The organism is Mangrovicoccus ximenensis (assembly GCF_003056725.1).
Classification (GTDB): domain Bacteria; phylum Pseudomonadota; class Alphaproteobacteria; order Rhodobacterales; family Rhodobacteraceae; genus Mangrovicoccus; species Mangrovicoccus ximenensis.
In genome coordinates, this window is record NZ_QBKZ01000026.1 from 16451 (window position 1) to 43300 (window position 26850).

Below are 26850 nucleotides of genomic sequence, written 5' to 3' on the forward strand. Positions count from 1 at the left end.
GAACTCCGGAAGGCGGCGCGGCCGTCCTCCGGTCGGGAACTCGAAGGAGCACAGGACATGACCTTTACTTCCAATGCGCTGGCCGGACGCGTGGCCCTGATCACCGGCGGCGGCAGCGGCATCGGCTTCGGCATCGCAAAGGCCTTCGCCGCGACCGGCGCCAAGCTGGTGATCGCCAGCCGCAAGGCCGAGCGGCTCGAGTCGGCCGTGGCCGAGCTGCGCGCCACCGTGCTTGCGGCTGTGCCGTTCTGCGCGCTTTCGCGGCGCCACCGGCCCCACGGGCCCGTCTCGCTCCGGCGGCGCGACAGGGTGCCGAAGTCCGGCACGGACCAGCCCAGCCCGGACAGGTCCAGCAGGCTCGCCATGAAGCCGTTCGCCAGCGGGCTCGGACCGATGGCGCCTCACTGGCTCACACTGGCGGAGCGGCAGTCCGAGGAGGACCTTGAGGGTGAGGCAGGCCTTGATGGCATTCGTCGGGCAGGGCTCCGCCCGTTCCTTCCCCAAACTGTCCGCGAGGACAGTTTGCCTCCTGCGGGGGACCGGAGCGAACCCCAGAGGGGATTTGCCGCTGGCACGGACCGGCCCGGACGATTTCCTGGGCCTCCTCATTCGCTATACGCCTGCTGGCGGCCGCGGCGCCCGGGCGGCACCGCGTCCCATTGCATCGAGCGATCGAACCAGATGGTCAGCGAGCCGCGCTGCTTCAGCGCCTCGCTCGCCGCTGCGCTCGGACCGGTGGCGCGCAACGGCTCGCTAGCTACGCCAGTTGGTGGTCTTGCAAGTGGTCTTTGCCGGTCTGCTCATGGCAGCCAGCTATCATGCTAAATTCGCGGCGTGAATCCCAAGCCGCAGTTGCGCAACAAAGCCCCCAGCTAACATTCTGGATTCACGGGATGAATCCTCCCGGATTTGCGCAGCAACGCCGCGAAGCGCAGCACCGCCTCCAGCGCCGGGCCGAAATAGAGCCGGATGCCCGCGGCCGAAAGCGGCGGCACCAGCGACACGCCGATGGCGGCGCCGGGCAGCAGGCTGGCCTCGGAGCGGTTGATCTGGGCATAGGCCCGGCGACCCCGGCGGCGAGCGCGATCACCAAGTCTTCGCCCCCCGGATCGGTGCGGCTGAGCACTTCATGCGTCAGCAGGATGCCACGCGGCACGTCGGAGAGGAAGACGATCAGCCAGGCGACCCCCACCGCGCAGGCCGCAGCCGCCCAGAGCACCAGCAGGAGCCAGGCGGCGCGGCCGACCCAGCCCATGGTGACGGCGGCGGCGATGCCGAGGATCGGCGTCATCAGCGGCGCGACCAGCATGGCGGCGATGTTCACCACGCCCGAAGCGCGCATCGGCCCCATCGTCGCGATGATGACGGCGAGGGCGAGCAGCATGGCAAAGCGCTGCCAGCAGGCGCGCTCGTCATGCCCCTCGAAACGCAGGATTCCCGTGCAGTGGCGAATGTTGCCGTGGCCCTGGCGCACATCCCGGGAGCCCCTTCCGGGGGCCCTTGCGGGATGACGACCTGCCGGACTGGCCCCCGGTCAACCGGTATCCTCAAAGACGGATACCGGCGCCGCGTCCGGGGCCCTCAGGCGCCTGCCTTGACCTTGAGCGAGGACGGTCCCGGGATCTCTATGTTGATCTCGAGAGCCGAAATGTCCTTCTCGCGGTCGATCTTCACCTCGACATGGTCCTGGCTGACCGACAGGTGGCGCTGGACCACCTCGAGGATCTCCTTCTGGAGCATCGGCAGGTAGTCCGGGCTTTCCCCGTCGGCCCGCTCATGAGCCAGGAGGATCTGCAGCCGCTCCTTGGCGGTTTCCGCGGACTTGTTCCGTCTTGGTCTGAGCGAAAAGCTGAACATGGCCTACCCCGTTTTGCCTAGGAGCCGCTGGAAGAAGCCCGGCTTCTCCTCGCCTTCATAGCGCATGTCGCGCTCTTCCCCGTCGAGGCGCGCGACCGCGTCCTCGTAGGCCTTGCCCGCCGCCGACTTGTCGTCGAGCACCACCGGCATGCCGATGTTCGACGCCTTCAGCACGGTCTGGCTTTCGGGGATGATGCCGATCAGCGGGATCGCGAGGATCTCCAGCACGTCCTCCACATTGAGCATCTCGCCGCGGGCGACCCGTTCCTTGTCGTAGCGGGTCAGCAGCAGATGCGTCTTCACCTCGACGCCTTCCTCGGCGTGGCGCGTCTTCGACTGCAGCAGCCCCAGCACCCGGTCGCTGTCGCGCACCGAGGACACCTCGGGGTTGGTCACGACGATCGCCTCGTCGGCGAAATACATCGCCAGATGGGCGCCGCGCTCGATGCCCGCAGGGCTGTCGCAGACGATGTAGTCGAACTCTTCCTTCAGCTCGTTCAGGACCTGCTCGACGCCCTCGATCGTCAGCGCGTCCTTGTCGCGGGTCTGCGAGGTCGGCAGCACGAAGAGGTTCTCGAGGCGCTTGTCCTTGATCAGCGCCTGCTTCAGCTTCGCGTCGCCCTGGATCACGTTGATGAAGTCGAAGACCACGCGGCGTTCGCAGCCCATGATCATGTCGAGGTTCCGCAGCCCGACATCGAAGTCGATCACGACGGTCTTGTAGCCCCGGAGCGCAAGCCCCGCGCCGATGGCGGCCGAGGAGGTGGTCTTGCCCACACCGCCCTTGCCGGAAGTGACAACGATGATCTTGGCCACGGATGATCCCTTCTCGCTCATGCTATTTCAACGCGTCCACGCGCAGCTTGTCGTTTTCCAGAAAAATCTGCACGGGGCGCTTCAGGTGCTCCCGGGCATAGTCGTCATAGGTCAGGTAGAGCCCGGCGACCGCGACGAGGTCGGCATCGAGGCTCCGGCAGAAGATGCGCGCCGAGGTGTCGCCGTTCACGCCGGCGAGCGCCCGGCCGCGCAGCGTGCCGTAGACATGGATGTTCCCCGCCGCGACCAGCTCGGCCCCGTTGGAGACCGAGGCCACGACCACCAGGTCGCCGCTGTCGGCATAGATTTTCTGGCCCGAGCGCACCGGCTCGGTCACGATCACCGCGGCCGCCTTGACCGGCTGCGCGGGCTCGGCCTTGGCCGCGGCGGCTTCCTCCGCGAGCGGGGCGCGCGGGCGCGCCTCCACCCGCAGGTCGCGGCGCCCGTGCCAGAGGACCGCGCGGACGCTCACCGCAGCAGGCCGTCGATGTAGCTGGCGCCGAGCCCGACCTCTTCGTAATGGTCGCGGCACATCTTCAGGTAGTCATGGACATCCATGTAGCCGTCGACCTCGCCCTTCTCGTCGAGCCACAGCAGCGGACCCTTGACGATGAAGAAGGCGCGCATCGGATCGGGATGGTCATAGGCGACCAGCGTGTGGCCCTCGCCGGGGGACTCGTAGATGAAATCGCCCGCGGTGGCCGTCCAGTCATGCTCCAGATAGCCCCATTTGCCGCTGATCGTGTAGGCGAAGACCTCGTGCGGGTGGTAATGGCGGTTCACCAGCCCGGCCTTCTTGGCCATCAGGATGTCGCACCACTTGTTCTGGCTCGGCGAGATCCACAGCGGCCGCGAAAACACCGTGTCGGTGAAGGGGACGAAGTACTTCTCGTCGGCATCCGCGACCTTGCTCTGGTAGACGTCGCGGCCCGCATCGGGCTTGAAGACATCCGCGATCGGCTGGATATCCTTCCAGAACTCGCTGACTGCAGCTTCGGGCATTTTTTCCTCCGGGGTTTATCCGGTGGCGCCGGGCACGCCGACGCCGCCTATGAATTCGTGAAAGGGCATCTGCCGGAACTCGGGACCGAGCTTCAGCACGCCGCGCACATGGTCGATCCCGCGCAGCGCCTTCTGGCTGTGGGTGCGCATCAGGATCTCGGCGGCCATCGCGTCGCCCGACAGGATCGCCGCCACCACGCCGTGATGTTCGGCCAGCCCCGACTGCACCGTCTGGACCGCGAAATCGCGGTCCGAGGCGAAGACGATGCGGTTGATCTGCACCGGCATGTAGGCGAGCGTGTCGATCGAGCGCGTCAGGCTTTCGTTGCCCGAGGCCGAGACCAGCGCATCGTGGAACACCCGGTTGGCCGCCGCGTGGCGCTCGAGGAAGCTGTCCGACAGCTCGACATGGCGCGCCAGATCGCCGTAATCGGCCAGGCTCTGCTCCAGCACCTCCCGGGCCGCGGCGCCGAGCCCGTTGCGCGCCACGATGCCCGCGGCCGCGCCCTCCAGCACCGCGCGCACGACATTCGCGTTCCAGACATCGTCGACCGTGATGCCGCGCACGGTATAGCCGCGGTTGCTCTGCCCGGTGACCAGGTTCTGCGCGGCAAGCCGCAGCAGCGCCGCCCGCACCGGCGTCCGCGACACGCCCAGAAGGTCGCAGACCGATTGCTCGGTCAGCCGGGTCCCGGCTTCGAACTCCCCGTCGAGGAGCATGCTGCGCAGCTTGGCGTGAACGGTGGTTTCTTGGCTCATTTGTATACAATGGCGCGATTCCAAACCTGCATCAAGGAAAAATATTTACCGAAATTCGCGTTTATCCACGGCTAATCCCGGATTCCGCCTCCATACGGCAATAGATTGTGCACAATCTGTGCCGTGCCGCCTTGCCAGATCCCGCTTGGGGCGTTGCCGCCTCGGCGCTTGACAACAATTAACCGCCGAGAACATTCTGCGGCCGGGACCGGCGCCGCTGCGTCCCGCTGCAGCCCGGCACGAGGGAGGTGCCGGGGGCTTGACAAGTTCCGAGGAGGAGACCCGGCCATGTGCCCACCGAACTGCCTGCACCAGATCTGCGAACAGGCCACCAGGCGCGGCCTGCTGAAGGCGGGCTTCACGCTCGGCCTCGGGGCGGCCGCCGGATCGCTGGCCCGCCCGGCCCCGGCCCGTGCCGCGCCTGCGGGTCCGCTCACCTTCAGCGAGGTGACCGACCTGACCCATACGCTCTACGAGGGCTTTCCGACCTTCTCGGGCGACAGGTGGTTCGAGATGGAGCATCCGGTGACCTGGGCCAAGGACCGGGTGAACCTGAACCGCTGGACGCTGATGGAACATACCGGCACGCATCTCGACGCGCCGATCCACTTCTCCGAGGACGGCATGACCGCCGACCTGATCCCGGTCGCCGACCTGCTCTGCCCGCTGGCGGTGATCGACATCCGCGCCAAGGCCGCCGAGGACCCGGATGCCTATCTGACGCCCGAGGACATTGCCGCCTGGGAGGCCCGGAACGGCGAGATCCCCGAGGGCGCCTGCGTGGCGATGAATTCCGGCTGGGACGCGCATCTGCGCGATCCGCGCTTCACCGGCAAGGATGCCGAAGGGCGCAACCACACGCCGGGCTTCCATGCCGAGGCGGCGGCGTTCCTGATCGAAGAGCGCTCGGTCAAGGGCATCGCCACCGACACGCTGTCGCTCGACCGCGGGCTGGCGTCGGGGGACTTCCCGGTGCATTACGCCTGGCTCGGGTCGGGACGCTGGGGCGCGGAATGCCTCGCCGCGCTCGGCACCGTGCCCGAAGCGGGCGGATGGCTCTTCGTCGGCGGGCCGAAGGTCGAGGGCGCCAGCGGCGGCCCGTCGCGCATCGTCGCCTTCCACTGAAGGCCGGACATGGCAGGAGCGCCCCGATGGACGGGACGCTCCTTTTCTACCTATCTCGCGGGGCTCAGCCCTGCGGCAGCGCGTAGGCGATCAGGTAGTCGCCGCGGTCCGGGGACTGGCGCGCGCCGCCCGCCGAGATCACGACATACTGCCGCCCGTCTTCCGGCGAGACATAGGAGATCGGCGTGCCCTGGCTGCCCACGGGCAGGCGGGCCTTCCAGACCTCCTTGCCGGTGGCGCGGTCGAAGGCGCGCAGATAGTTGTCCTGGGTTGCCGCGAAGAACACCAGGCCGCCGCCGGTCGACAGCGAGCCGCCGATCGTCGGCATGCCCACGGGCATCGGCAGGCGCATCTTCTGGCCGAAGAGCACGGTATCCTGCACGGTGCCGAGCGGCGCCTCCCAGGCGACCGACTGGGTCTTCATGTCGATCGCGGTCAGCGTGCCGAAGGGCGGCTCCTGGCAGGGAACGCCGAGCGGCGACAGGAAGCGGTCCTTGACCACCGAATAGGGCGTGCCCTTCAGCGGCACGGCGCCCATGCCGGCATTGACCGCCTCGGAGCCGTTCGAGGCGACGGCGTCGCGCTCCTGCGGCACCATGTGGACATAGAGGCCCAGCCGCATGTCGTTGACGAAGACCGTGTCGGTGCCCGGATCATAGCTGAGCCCGCCCCAGTTCATGCCGCCGAGCGAGCCCGGGAAGCTGAGCGAGTAATCCGTGTCCGGCGCGGTGAAGAGGCCTTCGTAGCGGTAGCCCTTGAAGATGATGCGGCACATCAGCTGGTCGAAGGGGGTCATGCCCCACATGTCGGCCTCGGTCAGGGTCTGCGCGCCGATCTGCGGCATGCCCACCGATTTCGGCTGCTTCAGCGCATAGGGCTCGTCCGGGATGGTGGCCGGCAGGACGTCGACATCCGCCACCTCGGTCAGCGGTCGGCCGGTGGCGCGGTCGAGCACGAAGATCTGCCCCGCCTTGGTGCCGAAGACCAGCGCGGGCGTGCCCTCGAACTCGATCAGCGTCGGCTGCATCGGAACGTCGAAGTCCCACAGGTCGTGATGCACGGTCTGGTAGACCCATTTCTCGTCGCCGGTGGTGGCATCGAGGGCCAGGATCGAGGCGCCGTATTTCTCGTCCTCCGGCGTGCGCTCCACGCCCCAGAGGTCGATCGCGGCATTGCCGACCGGCATGAACACGGTGTTCGACGCCGCGTCATAGGTCATCGGCGCCCAGACATTCGGGGTCGAGCGGGTGAAGATGCCGCCCTCGGCCGGGGCCGCGCGGTCTTCGGGCTTGCCCGGATCGAAGGCCCATTTCATCTCGCCGGTGACGACGTCGAAGCCGCGCATCACGCCGCCCGGCATGTCGAGCGCCACATTGTCGGCGACCCGGCCGCCGACCACCACGGTGGTGCCCGCCACCAGGGGCGGCGAGGTCAGCGAATAGAGCGGCGCCTGCGCGTCGCCGAGGCCGTCCTTCAGGTCGATCCTGCCGTCATTGCCGAAATCCCGGCACAGTTCGCCGGTCTCCGCGTCGAGCGCGACCAGAACGGCGTCGATCGTGTTCATGAAGATCCGGCGCTGGCAGGCCGCGCCCGCAGGCAGCGACACCGGCGTCACCGGGGTCGCATCCGGAACGCTCGGCTGCGCGACCGGCGCGGCGGCATCGAAATAGGCGAGGCCGCGGCAGCGCACCCAGGTCCGGGTCTCGGTGGGGAACTCATGGCGCCAGTTTTCGGCACCGGTCGTCGCGTCGATCGAGATCACCGTGTTGTGCGGGGTGCAAGTGAAGAGGTCGTTGCCGACCATCAGCGGCGTGTTCTGGTCCTCGGCGCCGCCGCCATTGGGGCTTTCGGGGATGTCGCCGCTGCGGAAGGTCCAGGCGACCTCGAGATCGCCGACCGTCTCGGGCGTGATCTGCGCGGCAGCGGCAAAGCGCGTGGCCTCGGGCGTGGCGCCGTAGTTCCGCCAGTCCTGGCTGTCGCCCGCCGCCGGAGCGGCAGCCTCGGGGATTGGGAAATTGTGCCGGCCATGCGGCTGGAACATGCCCCAGCCCATGCCGAGAACCGCCAGGACGGCGGCACCGGCCAGACCGAGGAAGGCCCCGGTGCACGGCGCGCGCCGGGCGCGGATCAGCGTCAGCGGATGCAGTGCAAGGATGGCGGCCAGCGCGACGAGCCAGGCGAAGATGCGGGCATGCAGCGCCCAGAAATCCAGGCCGGCCTCGAAGAAGGCCCAGGCGACGGTGGCCGTGAAGGCCACCACGTAAATGGCGGCGCCCGAGGGCTTGCCGCGGGCGATCTGGACGCCGGAAGCGGCGAGGGCGGCGCCCATGAGGAGGTAATACCAGCTGCCGCCGCGCGCGATCAGCATCGCGCCGCCGCCGGCAAGCCCGAGCCCGGCCAGCGCCAGCAGCGCTCCGAGCAGGACCATCAGCCAAGTGAGTGGCCGAGGAAGGGGGGAGGAAGGTCCGGTCATATTCTGTTCCGTGAAATAGCATTTTTGCCAGTACGGGCCGACAGGCCAGGTTCGGGCCTGCACCGGCCGCCGGACCTCCCGACTCATGTGTACGGCCCAGTACATTTCAGAGCCATCCTGCCAAGGCAAGGGCAGGAACTGCCTATCCCGCGTGCACTTCTGCACAAATCTCAACCTCAGGACAAAGCCGGGGAGGCCCATGCCCGCGACCGCCCGGCCGCCGCTGCGCGGCCCGGGCGCAGTCCGGCTTCCTGCCGCCAGCTGCCGCGCTGCACGAAGGGCCCTGCCGGATCGAGCGCCAGCGCCAGCCAGGTGCCCGCAAGCCCGGTCTCCAGCCCGGTCCGGCAGGCGGTCAGCGCATGGTGCCCGAGCCGCACCGGATCTCGGCGCGGCTCGATCCGGGACATCTTGCGCGCCCGCGTCGAATAGAGCAGCGGCGTGATCCGCAATCCCAGCGGACCGAACACCGCTTCGGCTGGACGGTCCGACCAGGTGAACCACTGGACATCGGGCGGCAGGGTCGTCGTCAGGGACAAGGCAGCGTCTCCTCGAACAGCAGCGGCGGAGAGGTAAGGCCCGAGGGCTCGGGCCGGGGGCCGCCGAAGGGGGTGCCTTCATGGAAGCGGTTGGCGGCGGCATTGGAGACGTCGATGGCCAGCCGGTGGCGACCGGCCGGGACCGTCCCGAGCGACAGGCGGAAGGGCGGATGCCAGAGCGTCCCGCACGCCGCGCCATCGAGCCGGACCGCAGCCGCGCAGGCCAGCCCGCGAGCGGCGGCTCTCGACCGAGACCGGCGGATCGGGCGACCTGTTCCAGCGGATGCTGTCGAACCGCCAGCGCGCGCTGGAGCGCCGCCGCGAGGCGCAGGAACAGGAAGAGCGCGACCGCCGCCGCCGCGAGCGTGCCGCCGAAAAGGGCAGGGAACGCCGGGCCGAAGAGCGCGGCGAGGGGAGAAAACGGACATGAGCGACGGCAAGTTCATCGCCGACACGCTGGAAAGCGTCATCGTGGGGATGGCCGAGAGCCTGCGCGAGGCCCAGGAGGAGCTGGCCTCCGCGGCGCCGCTCGACGGGTTCGGGCGGCCGATGCCGCAATACCATATCCCGCATCTCGACTTCGAGATCGGCTTCCGGCTGGTGACCGAAACCAAGTCCGGGGGCGGCATGCGGCTGATCTTCGCCCCGGTCACGAGTTCCGAGAAAAGCTCCGAGGTGACCTCGACCATCTCGGGCCGCTTCGTCGCGGTGCCGCCCGGCGAGGGCCTGCCGCTGCCGGTGCTGGCCGCCGAGGTGACCGGTTCGGGCAACGCGCGCACGCTGGCCGTTGCCGCCGCCAATAGCGCGGGCGAGACGCTGGTCGGCGCCGAGGTGCAGGTGAATGTCGATCTGGAGGCCTCCCGCGCGCTTTCGGCCGCGGCGGGCGTGGCGGCGCCGAAGATCGCCGGGCAGGTCTCCTTCGGCGAGGCGGTGCTGGTGACCGGGCCGGACGGGCAGGCTTCGACCTCCGTGACATTCTCCGCCGCGCTCCAGCGCGCCGCGATCGTGGTGCTGACGCTCGAGACCGGCACCGAGACGATCCGGCTCACCACCGGAAAGGATATCGCCTGATGGGACGCGCGACGGTTACCGCCCGGTTCTTCGACGAGGACGACAAGCCGGTCTCCGGGCTCAAGGTCATGCTGCAGATCTTCCTCGGCAGCCGCAGCGCCTGGATGACGCTGGCCACCGGCGCGACCGACGGGGCGGGCCAGCTGCGGCTGGTCTTCGACAATGCGCTGATCAATCCCGACCAGGCGATCCCGGCGATGCGGCTGGTGGAATCCGGCGCCCCCGCGCCGCGGATGCTGGGCGCGCCCTACGGGATGCGCACGCTGCTCTCGGGCCGGGTCCGGGTGCTTGAGGCCGATTTCGGCGAGATCGAGGTTCTGGGCGAGGAGGCCTATCCGCGCCGCGCGGCCGCGCCCACCGTGGTCCGCCGCCATGTGACGCTCGCCCATCCTCCCGCCGCGGTCTGGGCGCATTTTGCCGACCTGCCCTCCGTTGCCCGCTGCCTGCCAGGCGCCGAGCTCGCCGAGACCGACGGCAGCAGCTTCACCGGCCATGTCGCGGTCCGCTTCGGACCGATTACTGCCCGGTTCGAGGGCGAGGGCCGGTTCGACACCGACCCTGACGCCCGCAGCGGCAGCGTGCGCGGCGCAGGCAAGGACCGCGGCGGCCAGTCCAACGTGACCGGCGGGCTGGATTTCGCGATCGCCGAGGGGACCTCGTCCGCCCGGTCCGAGGTGGATGTCGCGCTGCGCTTCCGGATCGAGGGACGACTCGGCCAGTTCAACCGTCCCGAGCTGGTCAGCGGGCTGGTAGATCACCTGCTCGGCGAATTCGTTGCGAACTGCAATGCCACGCTCGACGGCGGCCCGATCCGCGACAGCCGCGGCATCGGCCTCTGGAGCATCCTGCGCGCCATAGGCTCCGGCTTGTTCCGGCGCGGCTAGTTCTGTCGGCAAAGGATACCCAGACACCAGCTCATGCGGCCCAAGCTATCCCGCTCGGATACGTCTTGAGCCGCATGGCGCTGCAGGACAGAGCATTCGCGCTGCAGGCACTAACGGCCCCGATCGGGAGCTATGGCGGAAATTGGGTGATGGGGCCTGAGAAGGCGGCGTATCGTGGCGGGTGCTGAAGCCTGCCAGAACTTCCAAATGGAACGATACGCCTATGACTGAAGATACCACGATCACCCCGCTCCGCCAGCCCGGAACCATCCTCGACCCGCTGACCGAAATTGCCCGCGAGGGTGCCCGCCAGATGCTCGCAGCCGCCCTCAAGGCGGAGGCGGCCAGCTTTGTCGCCCAGTTTTCCGGGGAGCGGCTGCCGGACGGCCGCCAGCGTGTCGTCCGGCATGGCACCGGGCCCGAGCGCGACATCCAGACCGGGATCGGTCCGATCCCGGTGCAGCGCCAGAAGGTCCGCGACCGGGCAGCCGGGGCGCCCGAAGAGAAGAAGATCCGGTTCACCTCGAACATCCTGCCGCGTTGGGCGCGGCGGTCGCGCAGCCTGGATGCGCTGCTGCCGGTGCTCTACCTGCGCGGCGTCTCCACGGGGGACTTTCAGGAGGCGCTCGGCGCGCTGCTCGGGACGGATGCGCCAAACCTGTCGCCGGGCGCCATCACGCGGCTGACGGCGGGCTGGCAGGAGGAGCATGACCGCTGGCAGCGGCGGGACCTGTCCGCCCGGCGCTATGTCTACATCTGGGCCGATGGCGTCTACCTGCAGGCAAGGATGGAACCCACGGCCGAGTGCATGCTGGTCGTGCTCGGTGCGACGCCTGAGGGAAAGAAGGAGCTGGTGGGATTCCAGGTCGGGGTCCGGGAAAGCGCCCAGAGCTGGCGCGAGCTTCTGGTCGACCTCAAGGCCCGGGGCTTGGCGGTCGCACCGGAACTGGCCGTGGGCGACGGCGCCCTCGTTCGCGGGTTCACTCGGACGGGTCGCGTTCACCCGCTCACTCTGGAAAGCGATGGACGAAGTCTTTCCCGGCACCCGTCATCAACGTTGCTGGTTCCACAGTGAGGGCGTTCCTGCCACTGGTCCGAAGGAATGCCCGAACGTCGAACGTGCTCAACCACTTCCCGAAATCCGGGCAGCCAGCCGCGGCCGCAGACCTGCGCAACATCTCGCATGCGGCAACCCGAGCGGAGGCCATTGCCGCCATCGAGACCTTCAAGGAAAAATACGCCGCCAAATATGCGAAAGGCGTGGCCTGCCTGACCAAGGACTCCGATGCGCTGCTGGCCTTCTACGACTATCCGGCCGAACACTGGGACCACCTGCGGACCTCGAACCCGATCGAGAGCGTGTTCGCCACCGTCAGGCATCGCACGGTCCGGACCAAGGGCGCGCTCTCGCAGAAGACCGCGAAGCTGATGGTCTTCACGCTGGTCAGGGCAGCTTCGAAGAAGTGGCGCAAGCTCAACGGCCGGAACCAGTTGCCCCGNCATCGAAGGTGTCACATTCACTGACGGTGTCGCTCAAGCCGATGCCCATGAAAGCCACGCCGCCTGATCAAGCCGCGTCACCCAGTTTCAGCCATAGCTCCCGGATCGGCCTTGATGATGGGTTGGATTGCCCTCCTGATTCTCTTCGAATTACCGTGGCACAAGTGCGTCAGGAGGGCGACCCGACCGTCAACAAGACCATTTTCCACGCGCAACTAAAACTTGACAGAAATAATCAGGTTAAGTATGCGCAAGCTGCAGCTCGCCAATTCCCGATACGCCAGCGCCCTCCCCCCTTTGCGTTACCGTTTCGAGGTTTTCAAGTGACCGCACCCTCCAGGGCCGCCTTCGTGCTGGCCTCCCTTGCCATTTCCCCTGCCCATGCGCAGGACGCCGCCGAGTTCGATGGGACCTATATCGGGTCGGTCAGCATCGGCGAAAGCCGCCGCGGCGTGCAGACCGATACCGCGACCTCGGTCACCGTCATCAACGAGGAAGAGATCGAAGAGCGCCAGGCGAATACCGTCGGCGAGCTGATCGAAACCGTGCCCGGCGTCTCGCTAGTCAACGGCATCTCACCTCATAGCGCGGCGATCAACATCCGCGGCTTGGGCTCGCAGCCCGGCAGCTACGGCACCGACGGGATGGTGTCTGTTGTGATCGACGGGGTGCAGAAGGGCCAGGAGGAAATCTACCGCAATGGCGGCCTGCCGGAGCTGGAACCGGAGCTGTTCGAGCAGGTGGAAGTGATCCGCGGTCCGGGCGACGGGTTCCGCTATGCCTCCGGCGCAGTCGGTGGCACATTAATTTTCGAAACCCGGGACGCCTCGGATTTCCTCGAAGGCGACGACACCTTCGCGCTGCGCCAGAAACTGTCCTATACCAGCAACGGCAATGGCGGGCTGACCTCCACCATCATGGCCTGGAAGCCCGATGACCGGCTCGAGCTGTTGGGCTTCTTCGGCTACCGGGCGCTCGGCGACTACGAGGACGGTGACGGCGACACGGTCAAGAATACCGGCTTCGAGCAGCCCTCGGCCATGATCAAGGGCACCTATCATTTCAACGACGCGCACAGCCTCACCGGGCTCTACAGCTACAACCGAAGCCCGCAAACCGATGTGCCCTATGACGCCTATATCGACGGCAACATCTTCTCGACGCTGCTGGTGGACCGCACCATCACCGACGAAACCGCCTTCCTGTCCTATGGGTATGCCCCGGCCGACAATGACCTGATCGATTTCGAGGCGCGGCTGAACTATTCGCAGGAGCGCATCGAGATCACCTCGGACGATCCCTATATCGTCATCAACCCCTTCGTCCGTGCGCGCACCGATCTGGCGAATACCGACTACAAGACCACGCGGACCTACGTGACGCTGGAGAATACCGCGCTCTTTGCCACCGGGCCGGTGACGCATGAGCTGCTGACCGGGCTGGAGGCGGGCCGGCGCACGCGGACCGCCAAGGTGACCGACAGCTACTACGACAGCGGCAACAGCCTCAGCGCGCCGGGCGGCGATGACGATTACTGGGCGGCCTATGTCACCGACAAGATGGAGCTGGGCCGCCTGACCCTGACGCCGCAGCTACGCTATGAATCGCAGGTCCTGGTCTCGCGCGACAACGCGGGCATCAAGGACGGCACCGAGTACAAGGACAAGGCTTGGACCGGGGCCTTTGCAGCGCGCTATGCGCTGACCGATGCCTTCGCGGTCTTCGGCACGCTGGCGTATAACGAGAACCTGCCGATCCTCGACAACCTGACGGTCGAGGATAGCGGCAGCATCAACACCTCCGAAAAGGCCGTGACGCAGGAACTCGGGGTCTCGCTCGACCAGCTCGGGCTGGTGGCGCAGGACGATGCGCTGCGCGCCAAGCTGACCTGGTACCAGACCCGGATCTGGGACGTGACCAGCTATGTCGATACCGACCAGATCGAGATCGAGGGCTACGAGCTCGAGATGTCCTATGTCCATGGCGACTGGTTCTCGGATCTGAACGCCTCGATGGCGCGCGGAACGATCAACGACACCAGCGCCGACTACAAGTACCTGCCCGGCGACAGCCTGCAGTTCTCGGTCGGCCGCCGGATGATGGACGACCAGTTCAGCGTCGCAGTCGAGGCGCTGCATGCCTGGAAGCAGGACCGCACCCCGGATTCCGACGCGGTCAACTATCCCGGCACCGTGCCCTCGGACGCCTACACGATCTATGGCATGACCGTCGGCTACACCCCCGAGCAGGGCGCACTGGCGGGGTACGAGCTGCGCGCCAGCTTCGACAACCTTCTCGACGAAGAATACCGGCCGTACCTGTCGACGCGCGAGGCGCCCGGGCGCAGCGTGACGCTGAGCATTGCCAAGACGTTCTGAACCGACCTGGCTGCGCTCTTCCGGGGCGCAGCGATCCCCCTAGCCAGGAGACACAGGACATGACCCTGTCCCCCGAAGACATCCGGGCCGCGCGCGCCGCCAGCACGCTGCGCGTCCGTGAACTTGCCGCCGAGCTTGGCCTTGCCGAAGCGCAGCTTGTCGCTGCCCGGACCGGGCGCGGCGTGACCCGGATCGCGGCGCATCCCGACCGGCTGATCCCCGAAGCCTCGAAACTCGGCGAGGTCATGGCGCTGACCCGCAATGACAGCGCGGTGCATGAACGCGTCGGCACCTTCGGCGACTACCGCTCGGGCCCGCATGCCGCCATGGTGCTGGGCGAGGAGATCGACACCCGCATCTTTCCGCGCCACTGGGTCCATGGCTTCGCCGTCGAGGAGGAGACCGGCCAGGGCCTGCGCCGCAGCCTGCAGGTCTTCGATGCGGCCGGCGACGCGGTGCAGAAGATCTATCTGCGCGACGCGTCCCGCCAGGAGGCCTGGTCCGGCGTCGTCACGGCGCTCCGCGAGGCGGAGCAGCCCGAGGCGCTGGCCGTCGATCCCCGCGATCCGCCCGAGCCCGCGAAGATGCGCCCCGAGGCCCGCGACGCGCTGCTGGCGGAATGGGCCCGCATGACGGACACGCATCAGTTCAACCGCCTGGCCTCGAAATTCGGGATGAACCGGCTCGGCGCCTACCGGCTGATTGCGGGCACCGGCTGGGTCCGCCCGATGGAGACCGGCGCGGTTTCGGCCATGCTCGGCGCGGCCAGCGCCACAGGGCAGGAGGTCGGCCTTTTCGTTGGCAACCGCGGCAATATCCAGATCCACTGGGGCCCGATGCAGACGATCAAGCCGATGGGGCCCTGGCTCAACGTGCTCGATCCGCGGTTCAACCTGCATCTGCGCGGCGACCATCTGGCCGAGGTCTACCGCGTGGAGAAGCCGACGAAGCGCGGCCCCGCCGTCTCGCTCGAGGCGTTCGATGCCGCGGGCCAGCTGATCTTCCAGGTCTTCGGCCGCCGCCGCGACGAGGCCGACGGCAACGAGGCCTGGCACGCGCTCGTCGAGGCGCTGCCTGCGGCGCGCACCAGCGAGGTTCCGGCGTGATCCGTGGCGCAGGCGGCCAGCATCTCCGCGCGTCGGCCCCCTGCTTGGCCACCGGCGAGGGCATCGCGGTCGGGGACTGCCGGCGTGGCCCCTGGACCTGTCCCGCCCCGGCCGCAGAGCCGGGGCCTCCCGGTCTCACTCCGGGACCACCCGCCCCGGATTGAGAATGCCCTTCGGGTCGAGCGCCGCCTTGACGGTCCGCATCAGCCCCAGTTCCGCCCCGGACTTGTAGCGCCGCATCTCGCCCAGATGGATGGCGCCCACGCCATGTTCGGCGCTGAAGGTGCCGCCCAGGCCATGGGCGATGTCATAGGCGCGCCGGTCCAGATCCGCCTGCGTGGCCTCAGGGTCCGGTTTCGCCGCCCAGTCCGCATCGGAAAACATCGCGATCCAGTGCAGGTTGCCGTCGCCGACATGGCTGACCACCACCTGTTCGGCTTCCGGCCAGTGCTCAGCCAGCATCGCCTCGGCCCCGGCCAGGAAGTCGCCGATCCGCGCCACCGGCACCGCGATGTCATGGGTCAGGCCCATGCCCTCGCGGACATTCGCTTCGGTCACGGTATGGCGCTGCGCCCAGATCGCCTCGCGCTGGCGCGCATTCCGGCCGATCACGGCGTCGACCAGCGTGCCGCGGTCCAGCATCGGTTCCAGTGCGGCGGTCAGGCTGTCGAGCATTTCCGCCTCGCTGCGCCCGCCCGCGATCTCCACCAGCAGGGACCAGGCCGCATTCCCGGGCAGCGGCAGCGCGAGCTGCGGGAAATGCCGCGCCACGATGCGGTGCTGGCTGGCCGAGAGAAGCTCCAGCGCGTCGACTTCGCCGGGGAAGGCGGCGCGCATCGCCTGCGCGGTCTCCAGCACTTCTGCCGTGCCGGTGAAATAGAGGAGCGCCGTCACCCGCGACCGCGGCCGCGGAAACAGCTTCAGCGTCGCGCCGGTGACGATGCCCAGCGTGCCCTCGGTGCCGATCATCAGCTGCTTCAGGTCGAGCCCGGTATTGTTCTTCCGCAAGGACCGCAGCCCGTTCCAGATGGTGCCGTCGGCCAGCACCGCCTCGATCCCGAGCACCAGGTCGCGCATCGGCCCGTAGCGCACCACCGCCGTGCCGCCGGCATTCGTCGCGATGTTGCCGCCGATCTGGCAGCTGCCTTCGGCGCCCAGGGACAGCGGGAACAGCCGCTCCGCCGCTTCGGCCGCCTCCTGCACCGCCTGCAGCGTGACGCCGGCATCGACGGTGATGCTGTCATCTTCGGGCGACACCTCGCGGATGCGGTTGAGCCGCGACAGTCCCAGCACGATGCCGTCGCCCGAGGGGCCCGGCACCGAGCCGCCGCAGATGCCGGTATTGCCGCCCTGCGGCCAGACCGGGGTGCCGGTCTCGTGGCAGAGCTTCACCACCGCCGAGACCGCCTCCACCGTGCCGGGCAGCACGACGGCGGCGGCGCGCCCCGAATATCTGCGGCGCCAGTCGGTGAAATGCGGCTCCATCTCCGCCGGTGCTGCCGGACGGCCGCGTGCTCCTGGCCACAGGGGACAACCTGCCCGCCGGGACGGACGGGCGCAGCGCGCCGCAGGACGAGGCCGGACATGCCGGCAAGCTGCTGCTGGTCGACCCGGAGGATGGCAGCCTGACCGTCGCGGCCAAGGGCCTGCGCAACGTGCAGCGCCTGCAGATCGCCGGGACCGCGGCCGGACCGGTCGTCCTCTTCGGCGATATCGGCGGTGCTGTGGCCGAGGAGGTCAACGCCCTGCCGCTGGCGGATCTGCTCGACACGTCGGAGATCGAGAATTTCGGCTGGGGGCGCGCCGCCGACGGGAATGCGCGCGAAGGCAGCTTCTACATCTCGCCCGGCGTGCCGCTGGGCACCGATGCCGCCGCCATCGCCCGGGCCCCGGCAGGCGAGGACGGCTTCCTGCAGGCCGTCGCGGAGATCGGCCGCAGCGATCCCGGCCTCGCCTTCGCGCTCTCCGGACCGGTCGCCTCGGATGTCTCCTTCGACGGGATCGGCATGCTCTTCGCCGATCTCGTCTCGGGGGAGCTGTTCGCCACCACGGGCGGGCTGACGGACACCGGACAGGACGTGTTCAGCGTCTCGCTGGTGGACGAGGACGGCACCCCGGTGACGCTGCTCGACCTGTCGGCCCGCGGCAGCCGGACCGATCCCCGCTTCTTCCTCTTCGCCGATGGCGGTGCCGGAGTGCTGATCGAATCCTCTGCCACCTATTACCGGCTGACCGAAGTCACCGGCTATTCGGAAGTGCCGCTGCCCGCCGGCCTGCCGCTGCTGGGCTGCGCCCTGGGGCTGCTCTACCGGCGGCGGCGCTGATCCCCGGCGGCGGGCAGCGGAGGCCCGCCGCCCGCCCTGCTGCCGGTCAGCCCTTGGAGCTCATGTTCATGAAAGCGGACATGAAATCCGAGAAGATCTCGGCATTGCCGCCGGCCGCCTTCATCCAGTTCTGGATCATCGCCTCGGGGGTGAGCTGCTCCATGTGCTCCTCCATCTTGGCGTTCATCTTGTCGAGCCAGGCCTCCTGCATCGGGCGCACGTCCGGCAGCCCCATCAGTTCCCGCGCCTCCATCGGCGTCATGTCCACGTCGATATTGACCTTCATTCCGTTTCCCTTCTCAACAGACCGGCGCGAACCGAAGTTCCTTCAACCTTAGCAGCCGCTTATCCACAGGGAAAGCGGCCGCTGTGACTCATTGGACGCACCGCTCCGGCATTCGCCCGGCATGGCGCCGGCGCCGCGCCGCGACCGCTTTCCATTGCCGCGCTGACGCCATAGGGTGGCCGCCACCGCGCCGCGGCGCGCCCCCCACCCCCTGCAAGAGTTCCGCCCCATGGCCCACATCATCGTCGTCGGCAACGAAAAGGGCGGGTCCGGGAAATCGACCACGACCATGCATCTGGCCACGGCGCTCGTCCGGATGGGCCACAGCGTCGGCGGGCTCGACCTGGACCTGCGCCAGCGCTCCTTCGGCCGCTTCGTGGAAAACCGCCTCGCCTTCTGCCGCCGCGAGGGCATCCCGCTGCCGATCCCGCATTACCTGCCCCTGCCCGAAATCGCCCCCGAGACCGTGCCCGAGGGCGCCAATGTCTATGACCTGCGGCTCGACGCGGCGGTCACGGCGCTCGAGGACCGGCATGACTTCCTGATCATCGACTGCCCCGGCAACCACACCCGGCTGAGCCAGATCGCGCATTCGCTGGCCGACACGCTGGTGACGCCGCTCAATGACAGCTTCATCGATTTCGACCTGCTGGCGCATCACGACCCCGATACCGGCGCGATCACCGGCCCCTCGGTCTATGCCGAGATGGTCTGGAACGCGCGGCAGCTGCGCGCCCAGGCCGGGCTGAAGCCGATCGACTGGATCGTGCTCAGGAACCGCATGGGCTCGCAGCAGATGCACAACAAGAAGCGGGTCGGCGACGCGCTGGCGGAGCTGTCGCGGCGGATCGGCTTCCGGGTGGCGCCGGGCTTCGCCGAACGGGTGATCTTCCGCGAGCTTTTCCCGCGCGGGCTGACGCTTCTCGACCTGCGCGATGCGGGCGTCGGGCCGGGGCTGAGCATCTCGAACATCGCCGCGAGGCAGGAAGTCCGCGACCTGGTGACCGAATTGCGCTTGCCAGGCGTCATCGCGAATTTCTAAATCGGATTTACAAATTGCGCGTGCATTCTTTTGGGCTTTCGCCCATAAGGATGGCATGCGCCCAAACCCGGGAGGAGAAGATGGCACGGATTTTCGTCTGCGGCGAAGCGATCATGGATTTCGTCCCCGTCGGCACGGCAGCGGGCGAGGCCTTCCTGCCCCTGCCCGGCGGCTCGCCGATGAACACCGCCAAGGCCGCCGCCTGTGCCGGGGCCGAGGCGCATTTCCTCGGCGCGATCTCGCGCGACCTGTTCGGCGAGCGGCTGCTGGCGGACATGGTGGCCCATGGCGTGCGCACCGGGCTGACGCCGCGCAGCGACCTGCCCTCGACGCTGGCCTTCGTCGACATGTCGACCGGCGAGCCGCGCTATGCCTTCTATGACCGCGACAGCGCCGCGGTGAACATGGCGCCGACCGCCGAGGGCATCGCGGCGCAGCCGGGCGACATCCTGGCCGTCGGCTCGATCTCGCTGATCCCCGAACCCGGCGCGGGCAACATCCTGCGCTTCGCGCTCGGCCAGGCAGAGCGCCAGATGCTGGCCTTCGATCCGAACGTGCGCGCCAACATGATCACCGACCGCGCCGCCTGGGAGGCCCGCGTCGAGGCGCTCTTCGCCGCTGCCGCGATCGTCAAGATCAGCGCCGAAGACCTGGATTACCTGCGTCCCGGCCAGAGCGCCGCCGATTTCGCCGCCGAGCTGACCGGCAAGGGCGTCGGGCTGGTGGTGGTGACCGGCGGCTCCGAAGGCGCGCTGGGGCTGACCAGGGCGGGGCGCGCTCAGGTGGCGGCGCCGAAAGTGGCGGTCGCCGCGCCGGCATGTTCGGCGGCAGGTTCCGCGGACCGGGCGGCTGCTACAACGCGGCGAACCTTCTGGCTCTCGGCGCAGGCCTCGCTGCGCAGCTCTCAGCGGCGGGCCGGGAGCTGGAGCACTCCGCCGCAGAGGTGCTCTGGGCCGGTTTCTTCGGCAATCCCGGCGCGAGCTGGCTGACCGCGGCCGTCGCGGCCTTCCTCGCCGCAGGAGAATTCTACCACCGCGCCTGGCGCGGCAGCGGCCAGCCTTCGCGGTTCCTGACCCGGAAGGGTGACGTCCTGTCCGGTCTCGGCGCCCTGGCGCTGACCCTGTCTCTGCTCTTCTGCGGCAATGCCGCAATGGCCGTCCTGTCCGGCCTGCTGCTGGCCGTCGGGAAGTTCGGCAATGCCGCGCTTCCCGGCGGAGCCTCCGGCGGCCGCCTGGCCGCAATGTTCCGCCATGCCGCTTTGCTCAGCCGGGTCTTCGTCCTGGCTGCGCTGGCGCCGGAGCTCCTGGAGGCGGCGGTCCGGCCTGCCGCGGCGGAGGCTGGTCCGACCGCCCTGGGGCTGGTCCTGGTTCTGCGGACGCTGATCTGTTGCCGCGGCGACTTCCTGCTGTTGCGCGGGCGCTAGCGCTGCCTGGCAGGGTGCAGGCCGCCTCCGCCATCTGCCGGTCCGCAACCTGTCTGCGGCTGGCCTGTGGATACAGGCGAGGGCATTCGGGCGGCATCGGACACACTCCATGCGGGATGGACATTGGCACCGAACCGCTGCTCCGGGCTGCGGGGCGGAGGCTGGCAGGCACGACCGGCATGCGGTCATCACGGACGTCGGAAAACTTGCATTTGCCGCACGGCCCGCTGGTGGTCGTTTGCGCCGACGAGGTTCCGCCTGGCATCCGCGGCGGCCAGGCCGATCCGGGGCGCAATCCTGCCTTTGCCCCGATCTGCTGCCATCCGGTCCCGTGCCGCCCCCGCCAAGTCCTGCCATGCGCCTTTGGCGGACTGAACGCCGACTGTCCGGAAGCAGTCGGGGCAGGTGCCCTGCGATCCCGCGGCAGGACCGCAGCGCGCGGAGGCTGCAGCCTTGCCACCGGCGTGCCACGGCCCGGGAAAATTGCAGGCATCTCTGCCGGTCCAAACGGCTGCGCCGGGCGCCCGGCCCGAGAGCCGCCAAGGCAGGGACCTGCGCAAACCGCCGACCGGCCTTGACAGTATCGCCTCCAAGCCAAGGGAAGGCTGCGGGTCCTTCGCGACAGCTTGGCGGCAGCACGAAGGACCGGGCCGGGCGGCAGGCACCGCCCGCATCCCGGTCACGGAGAGCAAGGCCCGAAGCGAGAACAGAGCGCCGGGTCCGAGCGGACGACCGGCGTTCGCAGGGCCCGGCGACGCTTACTTCCTTGCTGCCCTCAGGCGGCCGGGCGCTTGCCTTGCCGCCCCATGCAGCGGGCCTCGCGGTCGGCGGCATGTCTGAGGCCGGACGGAACCCGCGCGGCGCATCTCCGGACAATGCATTGCCGCACGGGACGTTGCCACCGGTTCCGGGTTGCAAGCCGGGCTGCCGTCCCCCCCGCGAAGCAGGGCATTCCCGGCTCTCACCCATAGGGGTGATTTGGCCTCCCCGTCATTCCCTTAGATTGCATGCAACAGCGGAACCGGTTCAGCCCGCGGCGCGGGGAGGTCCATATGCAGATTTCAGCAATCTTCGCCCTTTGCCTTGCTTCGGCCGTCAATGCCGGCATTCCGGGGCCCTGCATCATCCTGACCGTCATCCGCACCGCGCGCGCCGGAGCCGCAGCGGGCGTCCGCGTCAGCACGGGCATCCTGGCCGGGGGCGGGCTTCTGGCCGCTGCGTCGGTCGCGGTCCTCCTCGGCCTTCTGGCGCTGCCGGCCGTCGTGTTGCTGGCGCTCAAATGGATAGGCGCGGCGGTGCTTCTGGTCCTGGCGCTGCAGCTCCTGCGCACCGCTCCCGGTCCGGCCAGCGCCGGTCCGCAGGCCTCGTCGTCCTCCGACCTGCTCGCAGGCTTCTTCGTCGGCTTGTCCAGCCCGTTCAACCTGGTCTTCTATCTGGCGCTGCTGCCGCAATTCCTCCCCGCCGGCGCAGTCAGCGCGGAAACCGGCGCAATGATGTTGGCGGCGCTGCTCGCCGGCGCCGGCCTGGCCCAGACCGGAGCCATCCTGGTCGGAATGGGGGCGCTCAGGCTGCCCGGCGGCAGCCTGCTGCAGCGCCTCGCCGCTTTCCTTCTGGCCGGGTTCGCAGCAAGCGGCATGATCACGCCGCTCGGCTGATCCGTCCGCCGGGCCAGCCCGCAAAGGAGCGGCAATGCAGCGCTATCCGCGCCGCCGGCTGTCCGGCAGAGGCTGTCCTCTTGCGGCCGCAGCCATCCGCGGAAGGCCCGGGCCCGGCGTCACTGCAGCGTCAGGACAACCGTGCGGGCGGCTTTCTCGAAGGCCTCGACGATGTCCGCGTGCTCGGCCTCCCAAGCCTGGAAGCGCAGCAGGCCCGCATGCATCATGGCGCCTTGGGACAGCCCGATCTCGGAAATTGCCCTGCGCTCGTCCTCGGTGAGGAACGCGGCGCCGATCGTTGTTGCGGCCGCTGCGCAGCGCAACTCCTGATCATGCGGCAGGGGGCCCTGATCAAGGGCGCCGGCGCAGAGATAATAGGTTGCGAGGAGCGAGATGAAGCCATTCATTCTGTTGTCCTTTTCTGCAGGCCCACGGCTTGCGGGGGCGGGCGGCAACGGGGACTGGCCATGCGGAACGGCCTTGCAGGCCCGATGCCGGGGAGGTGGGGCGGAAGATCGCGGCGTCCGGCGCCGGGTCTCCGGCAGCCTCCGGGCAGATCGGGGAGGGAACGCTGCCGCATCGGGAAACGCCTCCCTCAGCTTGTGCGTTTCGTCCGCATGTCCCGGACCTGCCGCCCGATCCGCGCAGAGCCCGCGCGTGGGGCGCCCGGTGCGGCGCAAGGCTACCGCGCTTCCGGCCCGCCCATGTCACCCGTTCGGGTGATGCCAGCGCCATTGCCCGGAATTCTTCCTATCCGGCAGGCAGCATCCGCGCGGGCAGCGCCGCAACGCTGGCCCGTCCGCCGGTCTCCGGCCGTTCAGCTTGGGCGTCGGCGCGCGGCCCGGATCGGATCAGGAGACGCCATCAGGCCGGTCGGTTCCGGGCGCGCAGATTGCTTCCGGAAAGGATCGGGGGGGCTGGGACGGGTCCGCCATCGAACGCCGTGACGGGCCCTCGCGGGCGGTGCTGCGGAGCAAGCAGCCCAGCACCGCGGCTTGCGCTGGCGAGTGGATGCAGGCCGTTGCCACGGGCAAGAGGGCCGGATCGATCCCGCAGGTTGTCCGCAGGCCGCCGCCGAACATCTGCAGCCCGGCGTCCCGCGCTCCACAGGCCAGCTTTTCCCGCTCGGCGGAACAGGCAAACACGGTCCCCGCCTCGGCCTCGACATGGTGGACCATCTCGTGGGCAAGCCGCGAAATCCCGGCAATCGAATTTCCCGTCCGGGTGTCCGCTCCGCCTGCAGTCCCATAGCGGCACCGGACGAGTTCCGTCGGCGGCATGGACACCAGGTCCGGCATCCCGCCCGGACGGACAAGGGAAAATTCGGATTGCAGCCAGACGGCCATGAAATCGGAAACCGAAGGCGCGGAGCGCCGTTCGGCTGTCGCCGGGGGATGCCCGACTGCAAGCGGAAGGACCGGGCCGGCAATTGTGCCGCGGAGGAGATTCATGGCAGCCTCGCAAGGGTCCGGAGCCGGCGGTGCGGCGGAACCGGGCGTCCGGAACCCGCTGGACAGGATGGGTGTCGGCTGGGTGCGCAGCACTGGTCCGCAGACCGGGGTCCTCCGCCATCAGGGGGTCCGGCAACCGGGACAGGCAGGTGCGGAGAGGGGATCGGAGTTCTGCCGCACCGGCGCTCCGTCCGGGTCCCGATATGCTGGTCCGCCGCGGAGGCGGCGCAGGCAGGGCGGTCCGCCAGCTCCCGCCGGAGCGGGCGCGGCCCGGGGCCATGGCGGCCCGGGGCCTGGCCGTCAAAGCTCTTCGGCGGTCCGGTACATGTAGCGGCAGGAATACTCCCGGACCTGCCAGGAGCCATGCGCGGCCGTCCATTCCGCCAGCTTGGCCTGGGCGCCGACGATGCATCCCAGAAGCGGCCCGTTGTCGTAGACGATGCTCTCTTCCCTGCATTCCGCGGCCGGGGCCGCCATGCAGGCGATGAATGCCAGTTCGATGATCATGTCATGTCCTTTCGTGGTTGGGATCCCGCGGCCCCGGACGCGCAGGCGGGCCTGCCGCCCGCGCCGGGCGCGGAAGGGTGGAGGATGGCCTGCATGGTCCGGGCATGGCTCCGCCCGGGCCGGGCCGCAGGCGGGCCCGGCATCCGTCCCCTGCCGGGGGCTGCCGCCCGGAGGCGGCAGCATCCGTGTCCGTCAGGGCCGGATGTTCTGGTTGATGTGGAACAGGTTCTCCGGGTCGTAGCGCCGCTTGACCTCGGCGAGACGGTCGTAATTGCCGCCATAGGCCGCGCGGATGCGGCCCTGGCCTTCATCGGCCATCATGAAATTGACATAGGAACCGCCATGGCCGTTCTCGGCATGGACCGCCTCCCAATAGGCTTTCGCCCAGGCGGCAAGCTCGTCCGCCTTTGCCGGATCTGGGTCGATGCCCGCGATGACCATCGACCATTTCTGATTCCGCGCGCCCCAGGCGGTGGCATCGGGCGCGACTTCGTGGACGGCGCCGTCGATCGGATAGAGATGCATCAGCGACAGTTCGCTGGGACTGCGGGACCCATGCGCGACATGGGCCGCGATCGCGGCATCGGTCAGCTCGGTGACGTAGTCGCCTTTCCAGTACCACTGCATGCCCTTCGGCAGGAGCGGGTCGAACATCGCCTGCAGATCGGCGAAGCGCATGACGGACATCCCGTTCATCAGCGGGTCGGGCAGGGCGTCATGGATCGGCTGCATCGCGCGCCGCCCCTCCGCTTCGGGGCCGTTGTAGCAGACGATCAGCGCGCAGATCCGGCGCCCCCAGATGTCGCGCGGGAAGGGATCGGTCGAGGGCACGGTCTTGAGCCCCAGGAACACCGCCAGCTCGCGCGGCATGCCGGACAGGGCATCGCGGTACCAGCGCATGATCTCGGCGGCATGGGCAATGTCGTAGAAGACCGGCCCGGCGAAGACCTCGCCCGCCGGATGGGCGCGGTAGGTGAATTCGGTGACCACCCCGAAATTTCCGCCGCCGCCGCGCAGCGCCCAGAACAGGTCGGGATTCGTCGTGCCGCTGGCCGTGACGATGCGCCCGTCGGCCAGCACGACCTGCGCCTCGAGCAGGTTGTCGATCGTCAGCCCGTGGGCCCGCGTCAGGTAGCCGTGCCCGCCGCCGAGCGTCAGCCCGGCAATGCCGGTCGAGGACACGATGCCGGCCGGGACCGCCAGGCCGAATGGACTTGCCGCGCGGTCCAGATCGGCCTGGGTGCAGCCCCGGATCAGGTCGCCCACCGCCAGCTCGGCCTGGGTCACGGTCTCCTCGATGCCGTCGCGCAGCCGGGTGGCGCGGGCGACTTCCAGCGCAGCCAGCTCCTCGGCGGCCGAGCGCGCCACGGCGCGGGTCCGGTGATCGAGATAGCGCCCTGCCAGCAGGAAGAAGCACAGCATCAGCGTCGCGTCGAAATAGGCATGCGCGCCGGACTGGATGGTCTCGTAGAGCGAGGTCGCGATGGTCAGCACGATCGCCAGGGTGATCGGCACGTCCATGTTGAGCGCGCCCCGGCGCAAAGCGGCAAAGGCGTTGCGGTAGAAGGGCTGCCCGGCAAAGGCCACGGTCGGCAGCGCGATGAGCGCGCTGATCCAGTGGAACAGGTCGCGGGTCGCGCCCTCGGCCCCCGCCCAGACCGAAATCGACAGCAGCATCACGTTCATCGTCGCGAAGAACGCCACGCCGAGCCGCATCAGGAGCTCGCGCCCGGTGCGGTCGGTCTGGGTCGCCGCCAGCGTTCCGGGGTCGAGTTCATGCGCTTCGAACCCCGCCGCCGCCAGCGCCGCGGCCAGCGCCTCGGGGGTGACCCCGGCCCCGGCCTCTGGCGCTGGCCTGGCGGCGCTCCAGCCCGCGCGATGCCGAATACCGGGTTCTGGCCGAAATGCTGGCCGGGCTGGCGGCTCAGACCCCGCTGGAGCGCGCCCCCGCCCCCGCCCCGTAGCAGCCGAGGAACATCGCCACCGCGCCGTCCACCGTCCGGGCCAGTTCGGCTTCGGTCGGCTCGCGGTCGAGATGCGCCATGATCCGGCGGCGGAACAGGCCGGCGAGGCAAGTTCGACGAACTGGCAGGCGGCGAGTTCCGGATCGGGGATGTCGAGCGCGCCCTCCGCGATCCGCGCTTCGAGATAGCCGCACATCACCTCCATGCCGCGCCGCCCGCCCGCATCGTAGAAGCGGCGGCCGAGATCGGGCTTGCGCTCGGTCACGCCGATCACCGTGCGGTGCGCGCCGATCACCGCGTCCGAGCACATCACCCGCGACAGGTGCATTCCGTAGGCGCGCAACACCTCGGCCACCGGCCCCTGCCGGTCGAGTTCGGACATGACCTCGGCAAAGAGCCGTTCGCGGGTCTCGCCGATCAGCGCCTCGAACAGGTCCTCCTTGGAGGCGAAATAGACGTAGATCGTGCTTTTCGACACCCCGGCCTCGCGGGTGATGTCATTCATCGAGGCCGCGTCGAAGCCGAGCCGGGCAAACACCGCGCGCGCGCCGTCGAGAATCTGCGCCCGTTTGGCCGGGTCCTGCCCGGCGGCTGCCTTGCCGCGGCGGCGCGGCCCGAGATGGACGGCAGGATGCGACATCTTCTTCACCTCTCCGCGAGACACCGAACCGGCCGGTTCGATGTCCTGTTG

Annotated in this window: 23 protein-coding genes and 6 pseudogenes; 13 read left to right on the forward strand and 16 right to left on the reverse strand. The window is 68.9% G+C overall.

Going from position 1 to position 26850, the window contains the following annotated elements:
• Nucleotides 1-57: 57 nt before the first annotated feature.
• Nucleotides 58-216 (forward strand): annotated as a pseudogene (locus C7T91_RS30020) (SDR family NAD(P)-dependent oxidoreductase); the annotation flags it as partial.
• A 77-nt stretch (nt 217-293) separates the two neighbouring features.
• Here the strand turns inward: C7T91_RS30020 and C7T91_RS34065 are convergent.
• From C7T91_RS34065 to C7T91_RS30055, 8 genes and pseudogenes are all read right to left on the reverse strand, one after another.
• Nucleotides 294-468: pseudogene (locus tag C7T91_RS34065) on the reverse strand (transposase); the annotation flags it as partial.
• Between the two features lie 140 nt (nt 469-608).
• A pseudogene (locus C7T91_RS30025) lies at nt 609-804 on the reverse strand (hypothetical protein); the annotation flags it as partial.
• Between the two features lie 68 nt (nt 805-872).
• Nucleotides 873-1384, reverse strand: a pseudogene (locus C7T91_RS30030) (DUF389 domain-containing protein).
• Nucleotides 1385-1581: 197 nt separating this feature from the next.
• On the reverse strand, nt 1582-1857 hold the full coding sequence (minE, locus tag C7T91_RS30035) for a cell division topological specificity factor MinE (protein WP_108263496.1): 276 nt from the start codon (nt 1855-1857) through the stop codon (nt 1582-1584).
• 3 nt (nt 1858-1860) lie between these two features.
• On the reverse strand, nt 1861-2673 hold the full coding sequence (gene minD, locus C7T91_RS30040; RefSeq protein WP_108263557.1) for a septum site-determining protein MinD: 813 nt from the start codon (nt 2671-2673) through the stop codon (nt 1861-1863).
• Nucleotides 2674-2695: 22 nt separating this feature from the next.
• Entirely contained in the window at nt 2696-3145 is a 450-nt protein-coding gene (gene minC, locus C7T91_RS30045; RefSeq protein WP_236638618.1) for a septum site-determining protein MinC, read from the reverse strand.
• Nucleotides 3142-3675 carry a 2,4'-dihydroxyacetophenone dioxygenase family protein gene (locus C7T91_RS30050; RefSeq protein WP_108263498.1) on the reverse strand — a complete coding sequence of 178 codons (534 nt, stop codon included), beginning with the start codon at nt 3673-3675 and terminating at the stop codon, nt 3142-3144. Before C7T91_RS30050 ends, minC begins: the two co-directional genes overlap by 4 nt.
• Nucleotides 3676-3690: 15 nt before the next feature.
• Nucleotides 3691-4434 carry a GntR family transcriptional regulator gene (locus C7T91_RS30055; protein ID WP_108263499.1) on the reverse strand — a complete coding sequence of 248 codons (744 nt, stop codon included), beginning with the start codon at nt 4432-4434 and terminating at the stop codon, nt 3691-3693.
• A 288-nt stretch (nt 4435-4722) separates the two neighbouring features.
• On the opposite strand from C7T91_RS30055, the gene C7T91_RS30060 reads away from it, so the two are divergent.
• Complete coding sequence (locus tag C7T91_RS30060) at nt 4723-5559, forward strand: cyclase family protein (protein WP_108263500.1); 837 nt, start codon at nt 4723-4725, stop codon at nt 5557-5559.
• Nucleotides 5560-5623: 64 nt separating this feature from the next.
• Here C7T91_RS30060 and C7T91_RS30065 read toward each other — a convergent pair whose 3' ends face one another.
• Entirely contained in the window at nt 5624-8032 is a 2409-nt protein-coding gene (locus C7T91_RS30065; protein WP_108263501.1) for a membrane-bound PQQ-dependent dehydrogenase, glucose/quinate/shikimate family, read from the reverse strand.
• A 176-nt stretch (nt 8033-8208) separates the two neighbouring features.
• Complete coding sequence (locus C7T91_RS30070; protein ID WP_108263502.1) at nt 8209-8568, reverse strand: hypothetical protein; 360 nt, start codon at nt 8566-8568, stop codon at nt 8209-8211.
• Between the two features lie 283 nt (nt 8569-8851).
• On the opposite strand from C7T91_RS30070, the gene C7T91_RS33070 reads away from it, so the two are divergent.
• The 6 genes and pseudogenes from C7T91_RS33070 to C7T91_RS30095 all read left to right on the forward strand — a co-directional run bounded on the left by C7T91_RS33070 (nt 8852) and on the right by C7T91_RS30095 (nt 15507).
• A complete protein-coding gene (locus C7T91_RS33070) occupies nt 8852-8998 on the forward strand; it encodes a hypothetical protein (RefSeq protein WP_161556168.1) in 147 nt (48 codons plus the stop codon).
• A complete protein-coding gene (locus C7T91_RS30075; protein WP_108263503.1) occupies nt 8995-9639 on the forward strand; it encodes a hypothetical protein in 645 nt (214 codons plus the stop codon). Before C7T91_RS33070 ends, C7T91_RS30075 begins: the two co-directional genes overlap by 4 nt.
• Nucleotides 9639-10523: an SRPBCC family protein gene (locus C7T91_RS30080; RefSeq protein WP_108263504.1), complete on the forward strand. Its 885-nt coding sequence runs from the start codon at nt 9639-9641 to the stop codon at nt 10521-10523. Before C7T91_RS30075 ends, C7T91_RS30080 begins: the two co-directional genes overlap by 1 nt.
• Before the next feature lie 223 nt (nt 10524-10746).
• Nucleotides 10747-12090 (forward strand): annotated as a pseudogene (locus C7T91_RS30085) (IS256 family transposase).
• A 256-nt stretch (nt 12091-12346) separates the two neighbouring features.
• Nucleotides 12347-14401: a TonB-dependent receptor domain-containing protein gene (locus C7T91_RS30090; protein WP_161556169.1), complete on the forward strand. Its 2055-nt coding sequence runs from the start codon at nt 12347-12349 to the stop codon at nt 14399-14401.
• A 59-nt stretch (nt 14402-14460) separates the two neighbouring features.
• Nucleotides 14461-15507: a hemin-degrading factor gene (locus C7T91_RS30095; protein ID WP_108263506.1), complete on the forward strand. Its 1047-nt coding sequence runs from the start codon at nt 14461-14463 to the stop codon at nt 15505-15507.
• Between the two features lie 135 nt (nt 15508-15642).
• Here the strand turns inward: C7T91_RS30095 and C7T91_RS30100 are convergent, their stop codons facing one another.
• Nucleotides 15643-16992, reverse strand: a complete 1350-nt coding sequence (locus C7T91_RS30100; protein WP_108263507.1) for an FAD-binding oxidoreductase — start codon at nt 16990-16992, stop codon at nt 15643-15645.
• A 26-nt stretch (nt 16993-17018) separates the two neighbouring features.
• On the opposite strand from C7T91_RS30100, the gene C7T91_RS30105 reads away from it, so the two are divergent.
• Nucleotides 17019-17831 (forward strand): hypothetical protein, encoded by an 813-nt coding sequence (locus C7T91_RS30105; RefSeq protein ID WP_145963075.1) that lies wholly within the window; start codon nt 17019-17021, stop codon nt 17829-17831.
• A gap of 46 nt (nt 17832-17877) precedes the next feature.
• Here C7T91_RS30105 and C7T91_RS30110 read toward each other — a convergent pair whose 3' ends face one another.
• Nucleotides 17878-18117 (reverse strand): DUF6489 family protein, encoded by a 240-nt coding sequence (locus C7T91_RS30110; protein WP_108263509.1) that lies wholly within the window; start codon nt 18115-18117, stop codon nt 17878-17880.
• A 229-nt stretch (nt 18118-18346) separates the two neighbouring features.
• Between C7T91_RS30110 and C7T91_RS30115 the strand changes: the two genes are divergently transcribed.
• From C7T91_RS30115 to C7T91_RS30130, 4 genes are all read left to right on the forward strand, one after another.
• Entirely contained in the window at nt 18347-19159 is an 813-nt protein-coding gene (locus tag C7T91_RS30115) for a division plane positioning ATPase MipZ (protein WP_108263510.1), read from the forward strand.
• An 80-nt stretch (nt 19160-19239) separates the two neighbouring features.
• Complete coding sequence (locus C7T91_RS30120) at nt 19240-20148, forward strand: PfkB family carbohydrate kinase (RefSeq protein WP_161556170.1); 909 nt, start codon at nt 19240-19242, stop codon at nt 20146-20148.
• The gene (locus tag C7T91_RS30125) at nt 20103-20582 is read left to right on the forward strand and encodes a hypothetical protein (RefSeq protein WP_108263512.1); all 480 of its coding nucleotides are present in this window, start codon (nt 20103-20105) and stop codon (nt 20580-20582) included. The genes C7T91_RS30120 and C7T91_RS30125 overlap by 46 nt, the downstream gene beginning before the upstream one ends.
• Nucleotides 20583-21634: 1052 nt before the next feature.
• On the forward strand, nt 21635-22237 hold the full coding sequence (locus C7T91_RS30130; protein WP_161556171.1) for a LysE family transporter: 603 nt from the start codon (nt 21635-21637) through the stop codon (nt 22235-22237).
• 119 nt (nt 22238-22356) lie between these two features.
• Here C7T91_RS30130 and C7T91_RS30135 read toward each other — a convergent pair whose 3' ends face one another.
• The 4 genes and pseudogenes from C7T91_RS30135 to C7T91_RS40225 all read right to left on the reverse strand — a co-directional run bounded on the left by C7T91_RS30135 (nt 22357) and on the right by C7T91_RS40225 (nt 26799).
• Nucleotides 22357-22644 (reverse strand): hypothetical protein, encoded by a 288-nt coding sequence (locus C7T91_RS30135; RefSeq protein ID WP_108263514.1) that lies wholly within the window; start codon nt 22642-22644, stop codon nt 22357-22359.
• Nucleotides 22645-23988: 1344 nt separating this feature from the next.
• The gene (locus tag C7T91_RS30145) at nt 23989-24195 is read right to left on the reverse strand and encodes a hypothetical protein (protein ID WP_108263516.1); all 207 of its coding nucleotides are present in this window, start codon (nt 24193-24195) and stop codon (nt 23989-23991) included.
• A 192-nt stretch (nt 24196-24387) separates the two neighbouring features.
• Nucleotides 24388-25911 (reverse strand): BBE domain-containing protein, encoded by a 1524-nt coding sequence (locus C7T91_RS40220; RefSeq protein ID WP_201742309.1) that lies wholly within the window; start codon nt 25909-25911, stop codon nt 24388-24390.
• A gap of 208 nt (nt 25912-26119) precedes the next feature.
• Nucleotides 26120-26799, reverse strand: a pseudogene (locus C7T91_RS40225) (TetR/AcrR family transcriptional regulator).
• Between the last annotated feature and the right edge of the window lie 51 nt (nt 26800-26850).

Coding starts and splice junctions, on each gene's coding strand:
- minE (WP_108263496.1), bottom strand. CDS start 1,857: ATGTTCAGCTTTTCGCTCAGACCAAGACGGAACAAGTCCGCGGAAACC.
- C7T91_RS30050 (WP_108263498.1), bottom strand. CDS start 3,675: ATGCCCGAAGCTGCAGTCAGCGAGTTCTGGAAGGATATCCAGCCGATC.
- C7T91_RS30055 (WP_108263499.1), bottom strand. CDS start 4,434: ATGAGCCAAGAAACCACCGTTCACGCCAAGCTGCGCAGCATGCTCCTC.
- C7T91_RS30060 (WP_108263500.1), top strand. CDS start 4,723: ATGTGCCCACCGAACTGCCTGCACCAGATCTGCGAACAGGCCACCAGG.
- C7T91_RS30065 (WP_108263501.1), bottom strand. CDS start 8,032: ATGACCGGACCTTCCTCCCCCCTTCCTCGGCCACTCACTTGGCTGATG.
- C7T91_RS33070 (WP_161556168.1), top strand. CDS start 8,852: ATGCTGTCGAACCGCCAGCGCGCGCTGGAGCGCCGCCGCGAGGCGCAG.
- C7T91_RS30075 (WP_108263503.1), top strand. CDS start 8,995: ATGAGCGACGGCAAGTTCATCGCCGACACGCTGGAAAGCGTCATCGTG.
- C7T91_RS30080 (WP_108263504.1), top strand. CDS start 9,639: ATGGGACGCGCGACGGTTACCGCCCGGTTCTTCGACGAGGACGACAAG.
- C7T91_RS30095 (WP_108263506.1), top strand. CDS start 14,461: ATGACCCTGTCCCCCGAAGACATCCGGGCCGCGCGCGCCGCCAGCACG.
- C7T91_RS30100 (WP_108263507.1), bottom strand. CDS start 16,992: ATGGAGCCGCATTTCACCGACTGGCGCCGCAGATATTCGGGGCGCGCC.
- C7T91_RS30110 (WP_108263509.1), bottom strand. CDS start 18,117: ATGAAGGTCAATATCGACGTGGACATGACGCCGATGGAGGCGCGGGAA.
- C7T91_RS30115 (WP_108263510.1), top strand. CDS start 18,347: ATGGCCCACATCATCGTCGTCGGCAACGAAAAGGGCGGGTCCGGGAAA.
- C7T91_RS30120 (WP_161556170.1), top strand. CDS start 19,240: ATGGCACGGATTTTCGTCTGCGGCGAAGCGATCATGGATTTCGTCCCC.
- C7T91_RS30130 (WP_161556171.1), top strand. CDS start 21,635: ATGCAGATTTCAGCAATCTTCGCCCTTTGCCTTGCTTCGGCCGTCAAT.
- C7T91_RS30135 (WP_108263514.1), bottom strand. CDS start 22,644: ATGAATGGCTTCATCTCGCTCCTCGCAACCTATTATCTCTGCGCCGGC.
- C7T91_RS30145 (WP_108263516.1), bottom strand. CDS start 24,195: ATGATCATCGAACTGGCATTCATCGCCTGCATGGCGGCCCCGGCCGCG.
- C7T91_RS40220 (WP_201742309.1), bottom strand. CDS start 25,911: ATGCGGCTCGGCGTGGCGTTCTTCGCGACGATGAACGTGATGCTGCTG.